The following is a 20,139-nucleotide window of genomic DNA, read 5'->3' on the forward strand; positions in this document are numbered from 1 at the left end:
AGCCGGGAGGCCAGGTGGAGAAGAAGAAACGGATCACGATTGCCCAGATCGCCGAACTGGCGGGGGTGTCCAAGGCAACCGCCAGTCTGGTGCTCAACGGGAAGAGTGCGGAGTACCGGATTGCCGACGATACCCGCAAGCGCATTCAGGCGGTGGCGGAGGAGTGTCACTACCTGCCTAGCTTTCACGCCCGCTCCCTGCGCGAGACCCGCAGCTACACCTGGGGGTTGGTGATCCCCGATCTCACCAACTTCGGTTTTGCCCGCATCGCCCGCGCCCTCGAGGCTCACTGCCGGGAGGCGGGCATCCAGTTGCTGATCGCCTGCTCCGAGGATGATCCCGCCCTCGAGCAGCGGGTGGTGGACAACCTCATCAGCCGTCAGGTGGATGGGCTGATTGTCGCCTCCAGCGGCCACAGCGATGACATCTATGCCCGCATCCACGACCGCCTGCCGGTAGTACAGCTCGACCGCCATATTGGCGAGTCGCGCTTGCCCATGGTGATCTCCGATGCCTGCAAGGCGACCGCCGAGTTGGTGCGGGACATGGCCAGCGAGTGCGGCGAGCAGATCTACTACTTCGGCGGCCTGCTGGATCTCTCCCCCAGTCGTCACCGGCTGGCGGGCTATGAGCTGGGGCTCCATCGCGCCGGTTTTGAAGCCGATGTAGCCCGGGTGCGTCATCGCGACTATCAGCCGAGCTCCGGTTATCAGCTGATGGCCGAGCTGGTGGCCGAGCTGGGGGCGCCCCCAAGGGGGCTCTTCACCGCCTCCTTCACCCTGCTGGAGGGGGTGCTGCGCTACCTCAACGAGGCGGGGCTGATGGAGACAGGGATGCGCCTGTGTACCTTCGATGATCATGACCTGCTCGACTGCATTCCCATGCGTATCGACTCGGTGGCGCAGGATTGTCCGGCGCTGGCCCTCGCCGCTTTCGAGCTGATGCAGCAACTGATTGCGGGCAATCCCCCGGCGCAGACCGCCCAGGTGATCACCCCCAGGGTGCGCTGGCGTAGTCGCCGCTAGCCACTCTTCGCCCATCCATATGAAAAAGCCCCGCCATTGCTGGCGGGGCTTTTTGCTGTTGGCGGGTGGCTCGTTCCTCTGACCTGCAGCTCAGTCGGTGGTACTGGTGCGCCAGAACACCTGCTTGATATGGGGGTGGATGGCCAGCTTTTGCATCAGGGCATCCAGCTCGTCGCCATCGATGGAGGTAGCCAGCAACACTGCCGAGATCTCCAGATCCCCCGCGCCAAACGGCTCGATGTCGAGCTCGCTCAGGGGGTAGTTGGCCTGCTCCAGCATCTCTTCCAGCCAGTGCAGCACCTCTTTTTGATGCTCGCGCTGGGTCAGGGCCGTCACCTTGTAGGTGACTTCGGTGTCGGTATTGTCCACCGGGCGACGGTTGATCTGATTGACCAGCGGTCGCAGCAGGGTGTTGGCGGCCAGCACGAACAGGGCGCCCAGAATTGCCTCCATGGCGAGCCCTGCACCACAGGCGGCGCCGACCGCTGCCACACCCCACAGGGTGGCCGCGGTGTTGATGCCGCGGATGTTGCCGGATTCACGCATGATGACGCCGGCGCCGAGAAAGCCGATGCCGGAGACGATATAGGCCACCACATGGACCACGTTGTAGTTGCCGCCGTGCAGGTCATAGATACGCTGGGCCAGACTGACGAACAGGGCGGCTCCCACGGCGACCAGCACGTTGGTGCGAAGGCCTGCGGTACGTTGGCGGTACTGGCGCTCCAGCCCGACCAGACTGCCAAGCACAAAGGCGAGCAGCAGGCTGGCCAGGGTGTCGAGCAGGGAGATCATGTCAATTTGTTGCCACATCTTCATGGCGTACTCCTTCCGATAAGCGCTGGCTTGGCGCAATCCATGATGAAACGCCGGGAGGCTGATGGATCAGGGGATGATTGCGCGGATGGCCAGCAGACAAACAAAACGCGGCGTCCCGGGGCGCGAGCATCATCAGATGCCCTGACGCTCGGAGAGGACGCAACAAGCGGGGCCAGCGTGGCTGGCCCCTTTCACTGTTGTTAACGCAGGTGTGCGGTCAGTTGAGTTCGGGATCGCAGTCGATGCGCGGGCGCAGTTGCCAGCGCACCGGATGTGCTACTCCGACCTGATGAACAAACTGCACCAGATAGCGGCGCTGGGGCGGGGTGCACTGCAGGTTGAGCACCAGCTCTCGCCCGCCGCCGCGACCCGGCTTCATCGATTGCATCGGTTGCAGCCCCGCCGGTTGCAAGGTGTGGTTCACCATATCCAGCACCTGCTCCATATCGGCGCGATCCTCACAGCGGATCTGCAGCCGGTAGTGGTGTTGACGCTGTTTGCCGCCCAGCCAGCGTGGCAGCATGCCACGGCCGAGCCGGCTCAACAGGGGGTGAACCCGGGTAGCAACAGAACCTGTTGCGACCGCGCGATCCGCAGCCGGTTTGATTGATATAAAACGCATAGCAGCCTCCTTGTGGGAAGCAGAAACTATGCAGGCATGGCGACCGTGGCGGTTGGCCACAGGTCACCAGACGTCAAGTGTAAAAAGGGAGAAGAGGGGAGTGGATTTCCGCTTCTCGCAGGGTTGCGAGCATGCGGCAGAGAAAGACCTGCGGCTAGCTCGCGACCTTGGTACCGACGATGAGGGTCGGTCTACAACTGTCACTTGATGAGTTGCCCACTGATGGTCTCCGCTATTGATAAGAGGCTCGAATGATAGCCGAGGCGGCAGGCAGGGTAAACCCCGCGCTGCCCGCAGCAACATCTTGAAACATAATCGAAAGCCCCGTTTTGCCGTGCAGGGCCGCCAAAAGCAGACCCGGCGAGGGCCGGGTCTGCGGGGTCATTCGGTCTTGTCGATGCCGAGGTATTTGAGCATCAGTTTTTCGTAGATGGGCTCGGTATCCCCCACCTGCATCTTGTGCAGAAAGTACTTCTCGAAGGCGATCTTGGCCAGATGGACCCACTTTCCTTTCTTGAACCAGGCGACGTTGCGCGGCGGGATCTGCGGCATGGCGACGAAGGCGGCACCGGTGTCCCCCATGTCTGCCAGACAGATGGCATTCCACACTGCCTTGGTCACTGGCGGCTGGCCGCTGAGCTCCGCCTTGATGTTGTGGCTCAGGGTGCGCACCATCGCCTCAATCATGTAGCCGGTCTTGGGCACCCCGGTCGGTACCGGCGTCTTGTGCGGCGGTGCAATGGCGATGCAGACACCGGCGGCGTAAATCTGCGGGAAGGCGGGATTACGTTGGTGTTCGTCGACGATGACAAAGCCGCGGGGATTGACCAGCCCCTCAATGCCCCGCAGCGGCGCAATGCCGACAAAGGCGGGCAGCATCATGGCATGTTTGTAGGGCAGGGTGTGGGTGCGCTTGATGTTGCCCTCATCGTCCAGCTCCTCCACCGTCATCTGGCCATCTTGTGCCGCCACGGTGCGGGCATTGCAGATCCACTGCACGTCGCGCATTCGCAGTTCGCTCTCCAGCATCCCCTTGGAGTCGCCCACGCTGTTGAGACCCAGATGGCCGATGTAGGGCTCGCTGGTGACAAAGGTCATGGGCACATTTTTTCTCACCTTCTTGTCGCGCAGGTGACGATCGAGGATGAACGCATACTCGTAGGCGGGGCCGAAGCAGGAGGCACCCGGCATGGCGCCGACAATCACAGGGCCGGGCTCATCGACCAGGGCACTGACGCTGTGGCGGCACTCTTCGGCGTGGGAGAGCGTACAGACGCTGGTGGTGCCACCAGATTCGGGGCCAGCCCCCGTCACCTCGTCAAAGGCTAGGGCCGGACCGGTACAGATCGCCAGAAAGTCGTAACGCAGGGTCTGGCCATCGGAGAGGGTGAGCTGCTGCGCCGCCGGTTGCAGCTCGGTCAGGGCGGCATGGATAAAGCGGATCCCCTTTTTCTTCACATGGGGTTCGATGGGTATCGAGGTCTCCTTGCGCTCCCGCCACTGGACGGCAATCCAGGGGTTGGAGGGGGTAAATTCAAAGTCCGGCTTGTCATTGATGAGGATCACCTCATGCTGCTTGCCCAGTTCGGCCTTGAGTTCGTAGGCGGCAGACATGCCCCCGAGACCCGCGCCGATGACGATTACCGTTGCCATGTTCAGCCTCCTGCGTTTATTACACGCTCATATGAGCCTGGGTCATCCGACCCTGTTATTTAAATCCTATCCGTTTGAGGATCATCGCTGCCGGGCAGAAACCGGTGAAGGCGCTCTGGATCAGGTTGACCCCGACAAAGGCACTCAACCAGACAAAGCCCGGATGAACCCAGATGGTAAGGATCAGCGAGAGCAGCAACATGCAACCCGCGACGATTCTGACTCCGTTATCTACTGTCATGGTCCTTCTCCTTATCTACTTTAGATGTTGCTAATTTAGTGTTGTTTTATACAATAGAACAAATATCAGCAATTGCTAATTTACTCTTATGAGCCAATTCGACGAGATGAACAGACATGCGACAGCCGCCGCCTCCCTGCTCAAGGCGTTGGCTCATCCCGAACGCCTGATGGTGCTCTGCCAGCTGGTGGAGGGGGAGAAGGGGGTCGGGGAGCTGCTGGCCCATAGCCAACTCGGGCAGTCGGCCTTTTCCCAGCAACTTTCGGTATTGAAGCGCTACGGCCTGATCCGTTCGCGCAAGGTCTCCCAGCAGATCTACTACTCGCTGGTGAGTGAGGCGGCCGCCGATGTGCTGGGAGCGCTGCAAACCCATTTTTGTCACTCAGAAAATAAGGAATCTTGATGATGGAAAGCCAATGGCTGCTCTCTTTGGGCGGTGGCATGCTGGCGGGGCTGTCGGCCCTGATCCTGATGTTGTTCAACGGCCGGGTGGCCGGGATCAGCGGCATTCTGGCCGGTGCGCTGCAACACCGTGCGCCCTGGCGGGTGCTGTTTCTGCTGGGACTGGGGGCGGGTGCCTGGTTGGCGCTGACCTTGGGCTGGGCCAGCATGCCCGCATTCACCACCTTGCCCGGCTGGCCCGTTGTGCTACTGGCCGGTCTGCTGATCGGGGTCGGTACCCGTCTTGGCAATGGCTGCACCAGCGGCCACGGCATCTGTGGCATGGGGCGGCTCTCCCTGCGCTCCATCGTCGCTACCCTGACCTTTATGGCGGCGGGCTTTATCACCGTCTTCGTTACTCATCATCTGTTGTAAGAGGCTGTTCGCCATGAAGTTGCTGACAAGCTTGTTTGCTGGCCTGTTGTTTGGACTGGGGATGGCCATCTCCGGCATGGTGGATCCCGCCCGGGTCACCGGATTTCTCGATCTGGCCGGGGCCTGGGATCCCAGCCTCGCCTTCGTGATGGGAGGGGCCCTGCTGGTCTTTATGCCGGGTTATTTTCTGCTGGTGAAACCCCGTCGCCAGAGTGTGCTGGGGGAGCCCATCGTCGCCGTACCGGCTCCCAGACTGGAGCGCCGGCTGATCGGCGGGGCGGCGCTGTTTGGCATCGGCTGGGGATTGGTGGGTATCTGCCCGGGGCCTGCTCTGAGTCTCATTTCCAGCGGGCAGCCCATGATAATGTTGTTTATAGCGGCCATGGTGGCCGGGATCTTGCTGTTTGACAGAGGGCTGGCCAGGGTGCTGACCAAGGCGCCAGTTCGGGGAGTAGATAAGGTGCGCCAGTCCCATACCGCCTGATCCCGTGAAGTGACAGATTACGCCAGGGAAGGAGAGTAATGATGGAAAAGATCCGGTTGCTGGGGATCACCTTGTTGGTGATGACATCGCAGGCCATGACATCCCCCCGGGCCTTTGCCGCGGACGGGGAGCCAGAGCCCTTGTTGACAGTGGCGCCACAGGCGGTGACCGACTGGCTGACGCTGGATGGCACCGTCAGTGCCATCAATCAGGGGACGGTGGCGGCCCAGACCAGCGGCCGGGTCTCCCGCATGCTGGTGGATGTGAACGATCAGGTGCAGGCGGGGCAGCCGCTGCTGGAGATCAGCGGCAAGGAGCAGTTTGCCGCCGTCACGGGGGCCGAGGCGCGGCTGGCGCGGGCGCAGGCTCAGCAAGTGGAAGCCGAGCGCCAGCTTGCCCGTTTTCAGGCGCTGATTGCCAAGGGGGTGATCACCCGCGCCCAGCTCGACAATGCCCAGGCGACGGATCGCGCCGCCCGCGCCGAGGTGAACGCTGCCGATGCGGCCCTCACTCAGGCCCGCGAGGCCTACGGTTATACCCGCATTCTGGCCCCTTACGCCGGAGTGGTGACCAAACGGCTGGTAGAGCTGGGGGAGACTGTCGCCCCCGGTACCCCGCTGCTCTCCGGCTTCTCTCTAGACACACTGCGGGTGGAGGTGGAGTTGCCCCAATCCGCCCTGACGCTGGCTCGTGAGCCTGCGGATGTGCAGGTGCTGCTGCCGGATGGCAAGCTTGTTCCCCCGGTCAAACTGACCCGCTTCAATTATGCCGACAGCCAGAGCCACGCCTTCAGGTTGCGCCTCGACTTGCCGCCGCAAACCGCCGGGGTATTGCCCGGCATGTGGCTCAAGGTGCAGCTCAAGCAGGGTGAGCGTCAGGTGTTGCAGGTGCCGGATCGCGCCCTGCTGCGGCAAGGGGAATTCAACGGCGTCTATCTGCAGCAGCCTGCTGGCTGGGCCCTGACGCCGGTGCGGGTCGGCCATTGCTTTGAAGGGCAGTGCGAGATCCTGGCCGGGCTGCAAGCCGGTGACAAGCTGGCTCCCGATGGCTGGGCGCAGCAGCAGGAGGTGGCCCATGAGTAGCGAGCTGAACGGCAACAAGGAGAGGCTGGGGCCCGCGGGTCGGCTGGCTGCGCTGTTTCAGGGCTCGGCTATCACCCCGCTGCTGGCGCTGGTGGGGCTGCTGCTCGGCCTGTTTGCAGTGCTGGTGACCCCTAAGGAGGAGGAGCCGCAGATTGATGTCACCTTCGCTGATGTCTACATTCCCTTCCCGGGAGCCACTCCGGCTGAAGTGGCCTCTCTCGTCACCACCCCTGCCGAGCAGGTGGTCTCCCAGATAAAGGGAATTGATACCCTCTACTCTTTCTCCCAACCCGATGGCGCCCTGCTGGTGGTGGTGTTCAAGGTGGGGGTGAGCCGCGAGCAGGCTATCGTCGATCTCAACAACCAGCTCGACTCCAACCGTGACTGGTTGCCACAGGGGATCGGGGTCGGTCAGCCGCTGGTAAAACCCCGGGGGATCGATGATGTCCCTATCGTCAGTCTGACCTTATGGAGCAAAGAGGGGAGCAAGCAACTGGGGGCACCCGAGCTGACCCGGGTCGCCCATGAGTTGGAGACCGAACTCAAGCGCATTCCCGGTACCCGCGATATCTACACGCTGGGCAGCCAGAGCGCCGTGCTGCGGGTGATGCCGGATCCGGCGGCCCTCAGTGCCCACGGCATCAGCTGGGGCGAGCTGAGCCAGCGACTTGCGGCCGCCAATCAGGTGGGCACCACACAGGCTATCGAGCAGAGCAACAGTGAGATTAAGGTGCAGGTGGGGCAGTTTCTGCAAAGTGAGCAGGAGGCTAGAGAGCTGGTGGTGGGGCTGCACGACGGCAAGCCGGTCTATCTGGGGGATGTGGCCAAGGTCTCTCTGGGTCAGGAGACCCCGACCAAGCGCAGCCGGATGGGGCTGGGACAGGCCAGTTATCCGGCGGTGACCCTGGCCATCGGCAAGCAGCCGGGCCAGAATGCGGTCGATGTGGCCAAGCGGGTGGAGGCGCGGGTCGAAAGTTTGCAGAACCGACTGATCCCTGCCGGGGTCGAGGTGACGGTGACCCGGGACTACGGCGTCACCGCCGAGACCAAATCCAACACCTTGATCGGCAAGCTGATTTTTGCCACCACAGCGGTGGTGCTTCTGGTGCTGGTGAGCATGGGTTGGCGAGAGGCGCTGGTGGTGGGCGTTGCCATCGTTATCACCCTGGCACTGACCCTGTTTGCCAGCTGGGCCTGGGGCTTTACCCTCAACCGGGTGTCGCTGTTTGCGCTGATCTTCTCCATCGGCATTCTGGTGGATGACGCCATAGTCGTGGTGGAGAACATCCACCGCCATCGCGGTTTGGGCAAGGGGGCGCTCAAGGATCTGATACCGGGGGCGGTGGATGAGGTGGGAGGGCCGACCATACTGGCGACCCTGACCGTTATCGCGGCCCTGCTGCCGATGGCCTTTGTCAGTGGCCTGATGGGCCCCTACATGAGCCCCATCCCCATCAATGCCAGCATGGGGATGCTCATCTCCCTGCTGGTGGCCTTTGTCTTCTCCCCCTGGCTGGCGAGCCATTTGCTCAAGGGTGAGGTGCACGGTGCCCACGGCGAGGCCAAGGCTGGTCTTTTTCACCGGCTGATGACTCCTTTCCTGATTGGTGATGGCGCCAAGCGTGCCAGACGCAAGCTCTGGCTGGTGGTGTTGCTGCTGGTCGGGGCCGCCACCGCCATGCCGGTGGTGCAGTGGGTGGTGCTCAAGATGCTTCCCTTTGACAACAAGTCGGAATTTCAGCTGGTGCTCGATATGCCGGAGGGGGCGACCCTGGAGCAGACCGAGCGCACCCTGCTGGCGGTCGGACGAGAGCTTGCCAAAGTGCCTGAGGTGAAGGATTACCAGATCTACGCCGGCACCGCCGCCCCCATCAATTTCAACGGGCTGTTGCGCCACTACTTTATCCGCAGCGGCGCCAACGTGGGGGATATTCAGGTCAATCTGGTGGACAAGCATGAGCGGGATCGCAGCAGTCACCAGATTGCTCAGTCGGTTCGGGAGCCGCTGCAGGCCATCGCCAGTGCGGCAGGGGGCAACCTGAAAGTCGTTGAGGTGCCGCCCGGCCCGCCGGTCTGGTCCCCCATCGTTGCCGAGATCTATGGCCCGACTCAGGCCGCCCGCGAAGCGGCCGCTCGTGCCGTACAGGCCCGTTTTGTGGCCACGGCGGATCTGGTGGATGTGGATATCTATCTGACCGACCCGCAGCCCAAGTGGCGGCTGGTGGTGGATCGCAGCAAGGCGGCCCTGCTCGGGGTCGATCTCGGGGATCTGGTGAACACCCTCAATGGCGGGGTGGGTTATCAGGATGCCAGCTGGCTGCAGGGGCACGGCGCCAAGTATCCGGTGCCGATCCGTATCGAATTGGCTCCCGGTGACAAACGGGATCTGGCGGGCGTACTGGCCCTCAAGGTGCGCAGCCAGAGCGGTCAGCTGGTGCGGGTCTCCGAGCTGGTGAGTCGCCGTGATGAGCTGGCTCCCAGCTATATCATGCACAAGAACATGCAGCCCATGGTGATGGTGGTGGCCGACATGGGCGGCCATACCGACAGCCCGCTCTACGGCATGTTTGCCGCCGGTGCCGATATCGACCTGCCCCAATATTACGTACAGCAGCCCGATAAACTGGGAGAGGTGGCGCTGTTGTGGGACGGGGAGTGGAAGATCACCTACGAGACCTTCCGCGACATGGGGCTAGCCTACGGAGTGGGGATGATCCTCATCTATCTGCTGGTGGTGGCCCAGTTCCGCTCCTATCTGGTGCCGCTCATCATCATGGCTCCCATTCCGCTCACCATCATAGGGGTGATGCCGGGCCACGCCCTGTTGGGGGCCCAGTTTACCGCCACCTCGATGATCGGGATGATCGCCCTGGCCGGGATTATCGTACGCAATAGCATCCTGCTGGTGGACTTTATCGAGCAGCAGCGCAGCGCCGGAGTGGCGTTCGAGCAGGCGGTGATCGAAGCGGCGCAGGTGCGGGCCAAACCCATCATGCTGACGGCGCTGGCGGCGATGATCGGGGCTCTGTTTATCCTCGATGATCCCATCTTCAACGGACTGGCCATCAGCCTGATTTTCGGGATCCTGGTCTCCACTTTGCTCACCCTGGTGGTGATACCCTTGCTCTATTATGCCCTGCTCTCCCGACGCTCATGACGGGAGTCACTAGCGAAAGGATGCGCGATGAAGAGAGGTTGGTTGTGGTGGGGAAGTGGCGTTGTGGTGGCGGTGGCTGCTGTGGCATGGTGGTGGCGACCGCAGCCGACGCCGATCAGGCTGGCTGAAGTCGGGCGGGGGGATGTGCTGGTCACCGTGGTCAACACCCGGGCTGGCACCATCAAGTCGTGTCAGCGGGCCGGACTCAGTCTGCCCGGTGGCGGCGTGGTGGAGCAGATCGCCGTCAAGGCTGGGGAGCGGGTGGCGCAGGGAGATCTGCTGCTGACCCTCTGGAGTGACGACATTCACGCCGATCTCGCCCGGGCCCGCGCCCAGCAGGCCCTTGGCAAGACCCAGCGCGAGGAGCGTTGCAGCGAGGCGGCCTACTACGAGCGGGAGGCCAACCGGCTGGCCACCTTGCTGGCCAAAAACCTCACCTCCCGCACCCTCGCCGAGCAGGCCCAGAATCTGGCCGATACCCGCCGCTATGTCTGTCAGGCATCCCGTCAGCAGGAGCGGGTCGACGAGGCGCAGGTCGCCCAGGTAGAGGCCCGCTTGAGCGAGCACCGCCTGCTGGCGCCGTTTGCCGGAGTGGTGGCTGAGGTCAACAGCAAGCTGGGCGAATACATGACCCCCTCACCGCCCGGAGTAGCCATGCCCCCGGTGATCGATCTCATCGACGATCGCTGTCTCTATGTCTCAGCCCCCATCGATGAGGTGGATGCTGCCCGCCTCAAGGTGGGTCAGTCTGCCCGGGTACTGCTCGACGCCATGCCCGGACGCGATTTTGCCGCCACCGTCACCCGTATCGCCCCCTATGTGAAGGAGCTGGAGAAACAGGCCCGCACCGTCGAGGTGGAGGCGGCGCTCACGGCCCTGCCCACCGATGTGCCCCTGCTTATCGGCTACAGCGCCGATCTTGAGGTCGAGGTGACCCGCGCCACCGATGTGCTGCGGGTAGCGGCCAGCAGCCGGGCCGACGATGGCAGTGTGCTGCGGCTGGAAGGGGATAAGCTGGTGCGGGTGGTGCCCCGTTGGGGCGTGGAGAACTGGAACTGGATTGAGGTGGCCGAGGGGCTCGCTGCCGGTGATCGGCTGGCAGCTCAGCCCGGACAGATTGTCGGGGAGGGCCCTTTCAGCGCCGCCACGGAGCAGACGGATGAGTGATCTCATTCGCCTTGAGGCCGTCAGCCGACGTTTCACTCTGGGGGGAGCGAGGTGGCCGCCCTCGATCGCGTCTCTCTGCGAGTTGCCGAGGGGGAGTATCTGGCGGTGATGGGCCCCTCGGGCTCCGGCAAATCGACCCTGCTCAATGTGCTGGGGCTGCTGGATCGGCCCGATGAGGGGCGCTACTGGCTGGGGGGAGAGGACACCGCCACCCTGTCGGAACCTGCGCTGGCCCAGCTGCGCGGCCATCGTATCGGCTTTGTGTTCCAGTCGTTTCACCTTATCTCCCGCCTCACCGCCCGTGAAAACGTCGAGCTGCCGCTGATGTTGTGCGGGATTGCCCCCGCCGAGCGCCATCGCCGCAGTCAGCAGTTGCTGGGGGAGCTGGGGCTGGAGAACCGGGCCGGACACCGCCCTGCCGAACTCTCCGGCGGTCAGCGTCAGCGGGTAGCCATCGCCCGGGCCATGGCAATGGCGCCGCGGCTGATCCTGGCCGACGAACCCACCGGCAATCTCGACTCCCGCTCCGGGGAGGAGGTTATTACCCTGCTTGAGGGGCTCAACCGGGAGCAGGGGATCACGCTGGTGGTGGTGACCCACGATCCGCGCCTCGGTGAGCGTGCGGGCAGGCGGATCCTGATGAACGATGGCCGCATCAACATTGATAGCGGCGGTGGCTGAATGCGGCGACCCGATGTGATCCGCTTTGCCGCCGTGGCCCTGCTGCGTCAACGCTCCCGAGCGCTGGTGTTGATCCTGGCGGTGAGTCTGAGCGTCACCTCGGTGCTGCTGCTCACCGCGCTGGGGGAGGGGGCGAGGCGCTATGTGGCCGACCAGTTCAGCTCCCTTGGCAAGGATCTGCTGGTGATGTTCCCGGGCCGCAAGGAGCACCGGCGGGCTGCCGCCGGTTACCGGCAACAGTCTGCGGCAGATCACTCTCGATGATATGCACTACCTTGGCCAGCATCAGCCAAACGTGCGGCTGGTGCCGCTAGTGATGGGCTTTGCCGAGGCCAAACAGGGGGCGCGGCTGCGCCAGACCATGCTGCTTGGCAGCAGCAACGGGCTGCGCGATACCCACGGGCTGGAGCTGCTCTCCGGCCGCTGGCTGCCGGGGGATGCCGCAGAGGATCGCCCGGCCGTCCTGCTCGGGGCCAAGGTGGCCCGTGAGCTGTTCGGTCAGGTCGATCCGGTCGGACAGTGGCTGCGTTTTGACAATCGCCGCTTTCGGGTGGTGGGGGTCTTCACCAGCCAGAGCAGCAATCTGGGGATGGATATGGCCGAGGCGGCGCTGATCCCGGTCGGTAGCGCCATGCGGCTGTTCAACACCGAGGGGCTGTTTCGGCTACTGATCCAGCCGCTGGCGGGGCAAGCGGTGCCGCCGCTGGTCAAGCGACTGGAGCAGCTGATGCAGGGGCGCCATGGGGTGCTCGATGTGACAGTGGTGCGCCGTGACGCCATGCTGGCTACCTTCTCCACCATTCTCTCGACCCTCACCCTGGCAGTTGCCGGCATCGGCGCCATCAGCCTGCTGGTCTCCGGCATCATGATGATGAATCTGGCGCTGATCAGCACCCGCCAGCGCACCGGCGAGATCGGCCTGCTCAAGGCGCTGGGGGCCGACAGTCGCCAGATCCGCCAGCTGTTTTTGTGGGAGGCGCTGCTGTTGAGCGGCAGTGGCGCGCTGTTTGGCACTGTGTTGGGCTATGCCCTGGTTGCCCTCGCCGGAGTGATTTGGCCCGGATTTCCGGCGGCGGTCCCTCTGCTCGCTACTTTCTGCACCATACCGGCGGCTGTGCTGACCGGGCTGTTTTTTAGCTGGCTGCCCGCCTCCCGGGCGGCACGGCAAGATCCGGTCAGCAGCCTGCGCAGCGGGCAGTGGAGCGGTGGCTGATGCGCGCCGCTGATCTGCTATTCTGGCTCTGGCGCGCCTTGCTGGCTGGGCGCAGTCGCAGCCTGCTGTCGGCGCTCGGCATCGCCATCGGGATCGCCTCGGTGACCCTGCTCACCGGCATCGGCGAGGGGCTCAGGCTCTATCTGCTCGACAGCTTCTCCCAATTTGGCACCCGGTTGATCGCCGTGACCCCGGGCAAAACCGAAACTGCCGGCGGCCCCCCCGGTATCCTCTCCAGCAGCCGTCCCCTGCTGCTGGAGGATGCCGATGCCCTCGCCAGATTGGCAGGGGTAGAGGCGGCGCTCCCTGTGGTGCAGGGGCAGGGGGAGGTGCGCAGCCGCGGACTGACCCGCAGTACCGCTATTCTGGGCACAGGCTCGGCGGCGCTCTCCGGCTGGCGACTCACCCTGGTGCAGGGACGTTTTCTGCCCGCGGACGACAGTGCCATGCCCCGAGCCTATGCGGTGCTGGGGGCCAAGGTGGCGGCTGAGCTGTTTCCCGGTGGCGATGCGCCTGGGAGTCTATTGCGCGCTGGTGATCGCCGTTTTCGGGTGGCCGGGGTGCTGGCGCCCAAGGGGCAATTTCTCGGCTTTGATCTGGATGACATGATCTATCTGCCCGCCGCCCACGCCCAGGCGCTGTTCAACAAGGAGGGGCTGCAGGAGATCGACGTCATCTATCGCGCCGGGCAGACGGAGGCCGACATCACCGCCCAGATCCGGCGCGTGCTGATCGCCCGCCATGGCGCCGAGGATTTCACCCTCACCTCCCAGCAGGACATGCTGACCAGCCTCGACAAGATACTCTCCATCATCAAGCTGGCGGTTGGCGGGCTCGGCATTATTTCGCTGCTGATCGGGGCGGTCGGCATCTTCAGCATCATGAGCATCGCCCAGCAGGAGCGGATCCCTGAAGTGGGCTTGCTGATGGCGCTGGGCTGCCCGCGGCGGCGTATTTTATTGCTGTTCCTGCTCGAAGCCGTGGTGCTGGCGCTGCTGGGCGGGGCCATGGGGCTGGCCCTGCTCGGCGGGCTAAAACTGCTGCTCACCCTGCTGGCGGCCGGCTTGCCGCTTACCCTCCATCCTCTCTATCTGCTGCTGGCGCTCGGTTGCAGCGCCCTGGTTGGCCTATTGGCCGGGGTCGCTCCTGCGCTGCGGGCTGTGCGTCTCGACCCAGTAGTTGCCCTGCGGGGTGACTAGATCGCCCCTTCCGCAAGAGGCGCGTTGCGCTCGGGTCTGAACAGGGGGGACTAGGTGACCACCTCCGCAACCGGCACGCTGCGCTCAGATCTGAATAGGGGGAAGTAGCGGCGATCCGCCTGACTCATGTGGCCGACTACCAGCTCCTGAATGATGAAGTTGAGCAGCTCGTCGTTGCCCAGCGTCCCCGCTTTGGCAGCGTGCAGCAGTTGGCTTGCTTTGTTGAGCAGGCGCTGGTGATCCTGACGGTGGCTGACGAGTTCTTGATAGTCGATCTCCGCCAGCATCTGCTCTTCAAAGGCGAAATGATGGCGGGCCATGTCGAACAGGCTCTCCAGACTCTCCAGAAACGGGGCCGGATCCTCGTGCTGATCTTTCATCCGCTCCAGCAGCCGGTTGGTCAATACGAAGAGCTGGCGATGCTCGGCATCGATGCGCGGGTGACCGCACTCGTGGCCGGGTTGCCACAGCAGTGCTCCCTGCTCGGGATCAAGGCCTTCGGTATAGAGGCAGACCCGGCCGCGGCCGCGATTCTTCGCCTGATACATGGCCTGATCGGCGTGGTGCATCAGCGTCTTGGCATCCTCCCCGTGCTCGGGATAGAGCGCCAGCCCGATACTGCTGGAGATGAGCAGCTCCTGCCCCTCCAGCTGGAACGGATGGCGCAGCTGCTGGTGCAGCTTGTCGGCCACCGCCAGCACTTCGTCGCCACTCTCCGGCAGCAAGATAACGAACTCGTCGCCCCCCAGCCGTGCCACCAGATCCTGTTTGCGCACGCAGTGGCTCATCCGCTCGGCCACCATATTGAGCAGAATATCCCCGGTCTCATGGCCGAAGGTGTCGTTGATCGGCTTGAAGTGATCGAGATCGATAAACATCAATGCCAGCGGACGGGGCGTCTCCTGCTCCATCAGCTCCTTGAGCCGTTGCTGCAGCAAGCGGCGATTGGGCAGCCCGGTGAGGGGGTCGTAGAAGGCGAGGCGGCGCATCATCTCCTCTCGCGCTGCCCGCTCGGTGATATCCCGGGTGACCCCGAGGATCGCCTCCGGCTGGGCATTGTGGTTGCCATGGAGGGTGGTGATGGTCTCGGTCGCCACCAGATGGCCATCCTTGTGGCGCAGCTGGGTGCGAATGACCCGGCGGGTCTGGTCATGTTCCCCCCGCTGCCAGGCCTCCAGGGTGGCGGAGATCTCCTCGCGCAGCAGTTGCCTTGAGGCATCCGGTAGCAGCTGTTTGAGGGGCAGGGCAAACAGCTCGGGGGCCTCGTAGCCGCTCAGAGGCGTGATGGCCGGGCTGACGTAGCGAAAGCGCAAGCTGGCTGCATCCATGGTCCAGATCACATCGGCGCTGTTCTCCGCCACGAAGCGATAGTGCTGCTCGCTCTGGGCCAGTTCACGGGTCAGCCGCTGGCGATCCCGCGCCTCCTGGCGCAGGCGCAGATAGAGGTGCAAGAAGATGCCGAGCAGGGTCATCAGGGTAAAGGTGATGAGCATGGCCACCGCCACGCTCTTGTCGAGCAGTTGCCGTTGCTGGCGCAGCCGCTCCTGCGCCGGGTCGTAGATAAAGCGGTCGAGGTTGGGCAATACCGTGAGCATGCCCGCCTCCAGATAGGTTTTGGCGATCTGCAGCCAGCGCTCCTGCTGCATGTAGCCAGGTTCGATAAGGTCGGGCTGCATCAGCTCTCTGGTTTCGCGAGCCTCGAACTCCAGCTGTTCACGGCCAGCCCCGGTCGGGTACTGCTCCATGATGAGGTTGATCATCTCTTCGGGGTGGTCCATCGCATAGCGCCACCCCTTGAGGCTGGCCTGCTGGAAGGCGTAGACCCGATCCTGTCGGGTGATCAGCTCCCTCTCGGAGGTAAACAGGTTGTCGCCGTAGAAGTCGAAGTCGATGGTGCGCGGGCTGAAGACCCGATAGGGGATCCCTTTTTGTTGCAGATAGAAGGGCTCGGTAGTGCTGTAGGCGCTGATGGCATCCACCTTGCCCACCAGCAGTGCCTCTATCCCCTGTTTGTAGGGAAGGGTGACCCAGTTGCGGCTGCGGGTATGGTGGGAAAGGTAGGTCAGCAGCTCGTTGGAGCCAGGCTCCAGCATCAGTCGCTTGTTGGCCAGATCGGCCGGGTTGCGAATATCTGGCCGATCCAGCGTGAGCAGAACCAGCGGCGAGTGCTGCAGCAGGGCGGCGAGCACCACCACCGGACGACCGGCAGTCCGATCCAGCAGCAGATCACTGCCGCTGATGCCAAACTGGGCCTTTCCCGAGATCACCTCGCTGACCACATCGGTGCGGGAGTCCGCTTCGCGCAGGGTGACATGCAGACCGGCCTCCCGATAAAACCCTTTGGCGATGGCCGCGTAGTAACCGGCAAACTGGAACTGGTGTTGCCACGGCAACTGGACGATGACCTGCTCGCCGGCTCGCACGGGGGGAGAGGTCAGGGTCGCGATGACCATACTGACCAGCATTGGCATAAACCAGCTGAGGGGCTGGCGGGGGGCTGCGTTCTCCGTCATACAACGTTTCTCTCGGGAGCGATGTCTAGGCTAGATTCAAGCAATTTTGTGTCACCTGCAAGGGGAGAAAAGGCGTTTGCAATAGGGTATAGGGGGGTTGGAAAGTCATTTTTGTGTCATTCATCACACGGGATGGATACATGCCGTTTTTTTGCAAGTTATGTGACCAATAAGAGAGTCATATGGCCTATCGAAGTGGTCGCATTCTAGCCACTTTTTCCCGTTTTTATCGTTGTCATTGTGGCTTGACTGCATTTTTTCCGTGGTTGCACGTCAAGCTGTGTCGTTATATCAATAGATACTTTTATGGGGCGGTCAGGTGTGACGCAAATGTGTCGCGGCTGCTGCGCACCGGTTAATGTGCAACGGCTCAGTGATGGTACCCCGTCAGTGTTATCATGCTGCCCCCAGTTCCGGATAAGGTCTTTTTATGTCCCGCTTGCGTCTGCTTCTCTCCGACTCTCACGATCCCCTGTTCAATCTGGCCGTCGAGGAGTGCATCTTCCGCCAGATGGACCCCGGCCAGCGGGTGCTGTTCCTCTGGCGCAATGCCAATACCGTGGTGATTGGCCGTGCCCAGAACCCGTGGAAGGAGTGCAACACCCGTCGCATGGAAGAGGACGGGGTGACCCTGGCGCGTCGCAGCAGTGGCGGTGGCGCCGTGTTCCACGACCTTGGCAACAGCTGCTTCACCTTCATGGCGGGCAAGCCGGAGTATGACAAGAGCGTCTCCACCGCCATCGTGCTGTACGGGCTCAAGCGATTGGGGATCGAGGCGTTTGCCTCCGGTCGCAACGATCTGCTGGTAGCGACCCCGGACGGGGAGCGCAAGGTATCGGGGTCCGCCTACAGGGAGACACTGGATCGCGGGTTCCACCACGGCACCCTGCTGCTGGACGCCGATCTCGGCCGCCTTGCCAACTACCTCAACCCCGACCCCAAGAAGCTGGCGGCCAAGGGGATCACCTCGGTGCGCAGCCGGGTGGCCAATCTGTGCGAACTGTTGCCGGGGATCGACCATCAACAGGTGAACGAGGCGCTGGTCGAGGCCTTCTTCCACCATTACGGTGCGCGAGTTGAGCCCGAGCATATCTCCCCCGAGCAGATGCCGGATCTGCCCGGTTTTGCCGAGACCTTCGCCCGCCAGCGCAGCTGGGAGTGGAACTATGGCCATGCTCCGGCGTTCAGCCATCTGCTGGAGGAGCGGTTCAGCTGGGGCGGGGTGGAGCTGCACTTTGATGTGGAGAAAGGGGGCATCACCCGGGCGCAGCTCTTTAGCGATACTCTGGAGCCGGCTCCGTTTGATCTGCTGGCGGCCGAGCTGGCGGGTTGTGGCTATCGACCGGAGGCGGTTTCCGCGCGCCTGCAGCCCTGGCTGGCGGCCTTCCCGCAGCAGCAGAGCGAGCTGGCGGAGTTTGCCCGGTGGCTGTTGACCTCCCTGCGTTGAGGGGGGGCACTGCACTGATGGCGGTCCGTTAGTGAGGGCGCTGTCAGCCAGGATGGGAGCAAGATCACGAAATATAAAGAGGCGCCTCAAAGGCGCCTTTTTGCCAGCCCTTGTGATGGCTGATACATGACAAAAAGTAGGGTAGGCCATTAGATATTGTCACTGTCGGCCCCGCTGGTACAGGGGTATAACGGCCGCACATTTGCTGTGCTAATGGTATAAAAATGAGTGACTTAGTTTATCTGCAAGACGAAAGCGTCAATGCCGTCCATCCCGATTTCTCCGCCCGTTTCGCCACCGTCAAAACCAACTTTTTCTCGCGCAATCCCGATCTCTGGCCCGTTTTTCGCGAACCCGGATTTGCCACCCTCAACGAATTTCGGGCCCGTGGCCTGGCCCCCGATGCCCGCCTGAATGCCTGGCCTGATGGCCGTGCCCGCCTGGCCGATCTCTGCGAGACCATGCCGGTGCCCGCCACCATGCGCACCCCGGGCGAGCCGATGGCCGAGTTGCTGTTTGCCGCTGCTCTATCGAAGGATTGGGAGAACCCCTCCAGCGTCGAGAACGTCATCACCATGTCGGCGGATCCCGCTATCTATGGCGCCCAGCTGGGCATTCTGGCCAACCCCAATCTGGTCTACTCCGAATATGCCGGAGTGGCCGAGGAGCTGGAGAAAAAGGTAGTGCGCCAGATTGCGCTGCTGGCGGGTTACGACCCGGCTCGCGCCACCGGCATCTTCACCCAGGGGGGGACCTTCTGTAACCTCTATGGCTACTTGCTCGGCATTCGCAAAACCTTGCCGGAGGCCAAGCACAAGGGGCTAGGCCACTATCAGGATTACCGCATCATCAACTCCCAGGGCGGTCACTACTCCAACATCACCAACCTCTCCCTGCTCGGGGTCGATATCGAGAACAAGACCATCCGCATTCAGGTCGGCGAGAACAATGACATCGATCTCGACCACCTCGAGCGCACCCTGACCGCCTGTTTTGCCCTGAAGCACGTGGTGCCCACCATCATGCTCACCATGGGCACCACCGATACCTTCGGGGTCGATCAGGTGAAACCCGTGTTCGAGCTGCGCAATCGCCTCTGCGAGCAGTTCGAGGTGACGGTCAAGCCGCACATCCACGTCGATGCAGCTATCGGCTGGTCGATGATCTTCTTCCTGGGTTACGACTTTGCTGCCAATCCGCTCGCCATCAACAGCGCCACTCTGGCGGGGATCGAGCGCAACGTGGCGCGCTTTGCCGAGCTGAAATATGCCGACTCCTTTACCGTCGACTTCCAGAAGTGGGGGTATGTGCCCTACACCTCCAGTCTGGTGATGATTAAAGAGCAGGATGACCTCAAGGCGATGGAGAATGACCCGGAGAACTTCTCCTACTTCGAGCGGGACATTCAGGGCCAGACCCACCTGCAATCCACCATCGAGTGCTCCCGCGGCGCGAGCGGCCTGTTCGGTGCCTATGCGGCGCTCAACTATATGGGGGTCGAGGGGTATCGCACCGTGCTGGCCCACTGCCTGCAAAATGCCAATTACTTCCGCTTCCGGTTAAGCCAGCTGGGCAACGTCAAACTGGTGGCGCAGGAGAATCAGGGGCCGAGCGTCGGCTTCAAGATCTACAACTCCGAGTGGGTGAGCGACCCGGAGGCCGAGTTTGCCTTCGAGCTGGCCCGCTCCAGCGATCCCGCCTACAAGACCCGCTTGCAGCGCAACACCGACTACCACCGCAGCCTGTTCAAGGGGCGCGGCAAGGTGGGGCTCTACACCAACTGGGTGGAGGCGGTGGCCCATTCCGACTATGACGCCCGTGGCAAGTACTCCTATATCGCTGGGGAAAAGGCAGTCTTTATGAATCCTGCCTGCACTCGCGAGCAGATCGACGCCTTTATCGACCATATTCGCGGTTGAGGGCGGTTGCCCTGACTGCCGAGCGCGGTCAATGGTGGCAAGAGGTGGTTGGGGTGTATCACGCCAACAGATAGACAAAGGGCAAGCCGGTTGGCTTGCCC

General features: G+C 62.9%; 18 protein-coding genes. 13 read left to right on the forward strand and 5 right to left on the reverse strand.

The annotated features are described in order from the left end of the window. Nucleotides 1-14 precede the first annotated feature (14 nt). Nucleotides 15-1,025 (forward strand): substrate-binding domain-containing protein, encoded by a 1,011-nt coding sequence (locus ACTG1K_RS10290; protein ID WP_362784169.1) that lies wholly within the window; start codon nt 15-17, stop codon nt 1,023-1,025. Nucleotides 1,026-1,115: 90 nt separating this feature from the next. Here ACTG1K_RS10290 and ACTG1K_RS10295 read toward each other — a convergent pair whose 3' ends face one another. From ACTG1K_RS10295 to ACTG1K_RS10310, 4 genes are all read right to left on the reverse strand, one after another. Next, nucleotides 1,116-1,844, reverse strand: a complete 729-nt coding sequence (locus ACTG1K_RS10295; protein WP_064336900.1) for an MgtC/SapB family protein — start codon at nt 1,842-1,844, stop codon at nt 1,116-1,118. A gap of 217 nt (nt 1,845-2,061) precedes the next feature. Beyond that, the gene (locus ACTG1K_RS10300; RefSeq protein WP_042080320.1) at nt 2,062-2,466 is read right to left on the reverse strand and encodes a hypothetical protein; all 405 of its coding nucleotides are present in this window, start codon (nt 2,464-2,466) and stop codon (nt 2,062-2,064) included. Nucleotides 2,467-2,847: 381 nt separating this feature from the next. Then, nucleotides 2,848-4,119, reverse strand: a complete 1,272-nt coding sequence (locus ACTG1K_RS10305) for an NAD(P)/FAD-dependent oxidoreductase (RefSeq protein WP_204418556.1) — start codon at nt 4,117-4,119, stop codon at nt 2,848-2,850. 55 nt (nt 4,120-4,174) lie between these two features. Then, complete coding sequence (locus tag ACTG1K_RS10310) at nt 4,175-4,360, reverse strand: YgaP family membrane protein (RefSeq protein WP_440005238.1); 186 nt, start codon at nt 4,358-4,360, stop codon at nt 4,175-4,177. Nucleotides 4,361-4,448: 88 nt separating this feature from the next. On the opposite strand from ACTG1K_RS10310, the gene ACTG1K_RS10315 reads away from it, so the two are divergent. From ACTG1K_RS10315 to ACTG1K_RS10360, 10 genes are read left to right on the forward strand one after another with little or no spacing between them, the layout of a single operon-like run. Continuing rightward, on the forward strand, nt 4,449-4,763 hold the full coding sequence (locus tag ACTG1K_RS10315; protein ID WP_005338008.1) for an ArsR/SmtB family transcription factor: 315 nt from the start codon (nt 4,449-4,451) through the stop codon (nt 4,761-4,763). Further along, nucleotides 4,763-5,176, forward strand: coding sequence for a YeeE/YedE family protein (locus ACTG1K_RS10320; RefSeq protein ID WP_164461816.1), 414 nt, complete (start codon nt 4,763-4,765; stop codon nt 5,174-5,176). Before ACTG1K_RS10315 ends, ACTG1K_RS10320 begins: the two co-directional genes overlap by 1 nt. A 13-nt stretch (nt 5,177-5,189) precedes the next feature. Continuing rightward, entirely contained in the window at nt 5,190-5,660 is a 471-nt protein-coding gene (locus tag ACTG1K_RS10325) for a YeeE/YedE family protein (protein WP_164461814.1), read from the forward strand. A gap of 41 nt (nt 5,661-5,701) precedes the next feature. Continuing rightward, complete coding sequence (locus ACTG1K_RS10330) at nt 5,702-6,742, forward strand: efflux RND transporter periplasmic adaptor subunit (RefSeq protein WP_440006817.1); 1,041 nt, start codon at nt 5,702-5,704, stop codon at nt 6,740-6,742. Beyond that, nucleotides 6,735-9,899, forward strand: coding sequence for an efflux RND transporter permease subunit (locus ACTG1K_RS10335; RefSeq protein ID WP_440005239.1), 3,165 nt, complete (start codon nt 6,735-6,737; stop codon nt 9,897-9,899). Before ACTG1K_RS10330 ends, ACTG1K_RS10335 begins: the two co-directional genes overlap by 8 nt. A 27-nt stretch (nt 9,900-9,926) precedes the next feature. Beyond that, a complete protein-coding gene (locus tag ACTG1K_RS10340) occupies nt 9,927-11,066 on the forward strand; it encodes an efflux RND transporter periplasmic adaptor subunit (protein WP_440005240.1) in 1,140 nt (379 codons plus the stop codon). Between the two features lie 51 nt (nt 11,067-11,117). After that, nucleotides 11,118-11,747, forward strand: coding sequence for an ABC transporter ATP-binding protein (locus ACTG1K_RS10345; RefSeq protein WP_439997314.1), 630 nt, complete (start codon nt 11,118-11,120; stop codon nt 11,745-11,747). Beyond that, the gene (locus ACTG1K_RS10350; RefSeq protein ID WP_440005241.1) at nt 11,748-12,011 is read left to right on the forward strand and encodes an ABC transporter permease; all 264 of its coding nucleotides are present in this window, start codon (nt 11,748-11,750) and stop codon (nt 12,009-12,011) included. A gap of 1 nt (nt 12,012) precedes the next feature. Further along, nucleotides 12,013-12,960 carry an ABC transporter permease gene (locus tag ACTG1K_RS10355; protein ID WP_440005242.1) on the forward strand — a complete coding sequence of 316 codons (948 nt, stop codon included), beginning with the start codon at nt 12,013-12,015 and terminating at the stop codon, nt 12,958-12,960. Beyond that, nucleotides 12,960-14,159 (forward strand): ABC transporter permease, encoded by a 1,200-nt coding sequence (locus ACTG1K_RS10360; protein WP_043818601.1) that lies wholly within the window; start codon nt 12,960-12,962, stop codon nt 14,157-14,159. Before ACTG1K_RS10355 ends, ACTG1K_RS10360 begins: the two co-directional genes overlap by 1 nt. 50 nt (nt 14,160-14,209) lie before the next feature. Here the strand turns inward: ACTG1K_RS10360 and ACTG1K_RS10365 are convergent, their stop codons facing one another. Continuing rightward, entirely contained in the window at nt 14,210-16,672 is a 2,463-nt protein-coding gene (locus tag ACTG1K_RS10365) for a diguanylate cyclase domain-containing protein (protein WP_440005244.1), read from the reverse strand. A gap of 430 nt (nt 16,673-17,102) precedes the next feature. Here ACTG1K_RS10365 and ACTG1K_RS10370 point away from each other — a divergent pair, with 430 nt between their 5' ends. Beyond that, nucleotides 17,103-18,119 (forward strand): lipoate--protein ligase A, encoded by a 1,017-nt coding sequence (locus ACTG1K_RS10370; RefSeq protein ID WP_440005246.1) that lies wholly within the window; start codon nt 17,103-17,105, stop codon nt 18,117-18,119. 224 nt (nt 18,120-18,343) lie between these two features. After that, on the forward strand, nt 18,344-20,038 hold the full coding sequence (locus tag ACTG1K_RS10375) for a pyridoxal phosphate-dependent decarboxylase family protein (protein WP_440005248.1): 1,695 nt from the start codon (nt 18,344-18,346) through the stop codon (nt 20,036-20,038). The last annotated feature ends 101 nt before the right edge of the window (nt 20,039-20,139 follow it).

The organism is Aeromonas sp. 102P (assembly GCF_051920345.1).
In the GTDB taxonomy this organism is placed as follows: domain Bacteria; phylum Pseudomonadota; class Gammaproteobacteria; order Enterobacterales; family Aeromonadaceae; genus Aeromonas; species Aeromonas veronii.

What these genes read in the sequence shown, in the direction of transcription:
- ACTG1K_RS10305 (WP_204418556.1), bottom strand. Translation starts at nt 4,119, where the DNA reads ATGGCAACGGTAATCGTCATCGGCGCGGGTCTCGGGGGCATGTCTGCC.
- ACTG1K_RS10330 (WP_440006817.1), top strand. Translation starts at nt 5,702, where the DNA reads ATGGAAAAGATCCGGTTGCTGGGGATCACCTTGTTGGTGATGACATCG.
- ACTG1K_RS10360 (WP_043818601.1), top strand. Translation starts at nt 12,960, where the DNA reads ATGCGCGCCGCTGATCTGCTATTCTGGCTCTGGCGCGCCTTGCTGGCT.
- ACTG1K_RS10355 (WP_440005242.1), top strand. Translation starts at nt 12,013, where the DNA reads ATGCACTACCTTGGCCAGCATCAGCCAAACGTGCGGCTGGTGCCGCTA.
- ACTG1K_RS10335 (WP_440005239.1), top strand. Translation starts at nt 6,735, where the DNA reads ATGAGTAGCGAGCTGAACGGCAACAAGGAGAGGCTGGGGCCCGCGGGT.
- ACTG1K_RS10370 (WP_440005246.1), top strand. Translation starts at nt 17,103, where the DNA reads ATGTCCCGCTTGCGTCTGCTTCTCTCCGACTCTCACGATCCCCTGTTC.
- ACTG1K_RS10300 (WP_042080320.1), bottom strand. Translation starts at nt 2,466, where the DNA reads ATGCGTTTTATATCAATCAAACCGGCTGCGGATCGCGCGGTCGCAACA.
- ACTG1K_RS10375 (WP_440005248.1), top strand. Translation starts at nt 18,344, where the DNA reads ATGAGTGACTTAGTTTATCTGCAAGACGAAAGCGTCAATGCCGTCCAT.
- ACTG1K_RS10325 (WP_164461814.1), top strand. Translation starts at nt 5,190, where the DNA reads ATGAAGTTGCTGACAAGCTTGTTTGCTGGCCTGTTGTTTGGACTGGGG.
- ACTG1K_RS10350 (WP_440005241.1), top strand. Translation starts at nt 11,748, where the DNA reads ATGCGGCGACCCGATGTGATCCGCTTTGCCGCCGTGGCCCTGCTGCGT.
- ACTG1K_RS10340 (WP_440005240.1), top strand. Translation starts at nt 9,927, where the DNA reads ATGAAGAGAGGTTGGTTGTGGTGGGGAAGTGGCGTTGTGGTGGCGGTG.
- ACTG1K_RS10365 (WP_440005244.1), bottom strand. Translation starts at nt 16,672, where the DNA reads ATGACGGAGAACGCAGCCCCCCGCCAGCCCCTCAGCTGGTTTATGCCA.
- ACTG1K_RS10315 (WP_005338008.1), top strand. Translation starts at nt 4,449, where the DNA reads ATGAGCCAATTCGACGAGATGAACAGACATGCGACAGCCGCCGCCTCC.
- ACTG1K_RS10320 (WP_164461816.1), top strand. Translation starts at nt 4,763, where the DNA reads ATGATGGAAAGCCAATGGCTGCTCTCTTTGGGCGGTGGCATGCTGGCG.
- ACTG1K_RS10295 (WP_064336900.1), bottom strand. Translation starts at nt 1,844, where the DNA reads ATGAAGATGTGGCAACAAATTGACATGATCTCCCTGCTCGACACCCTG.
- ACTG1K_RS10310 (WP_440005238.1), bottom strand. Translation starts at nt 4,360, where the DNA reads ATGACAGTAGATAACGGAGTCAGAATCGTCGCGGGTTGCATGTTGCTG.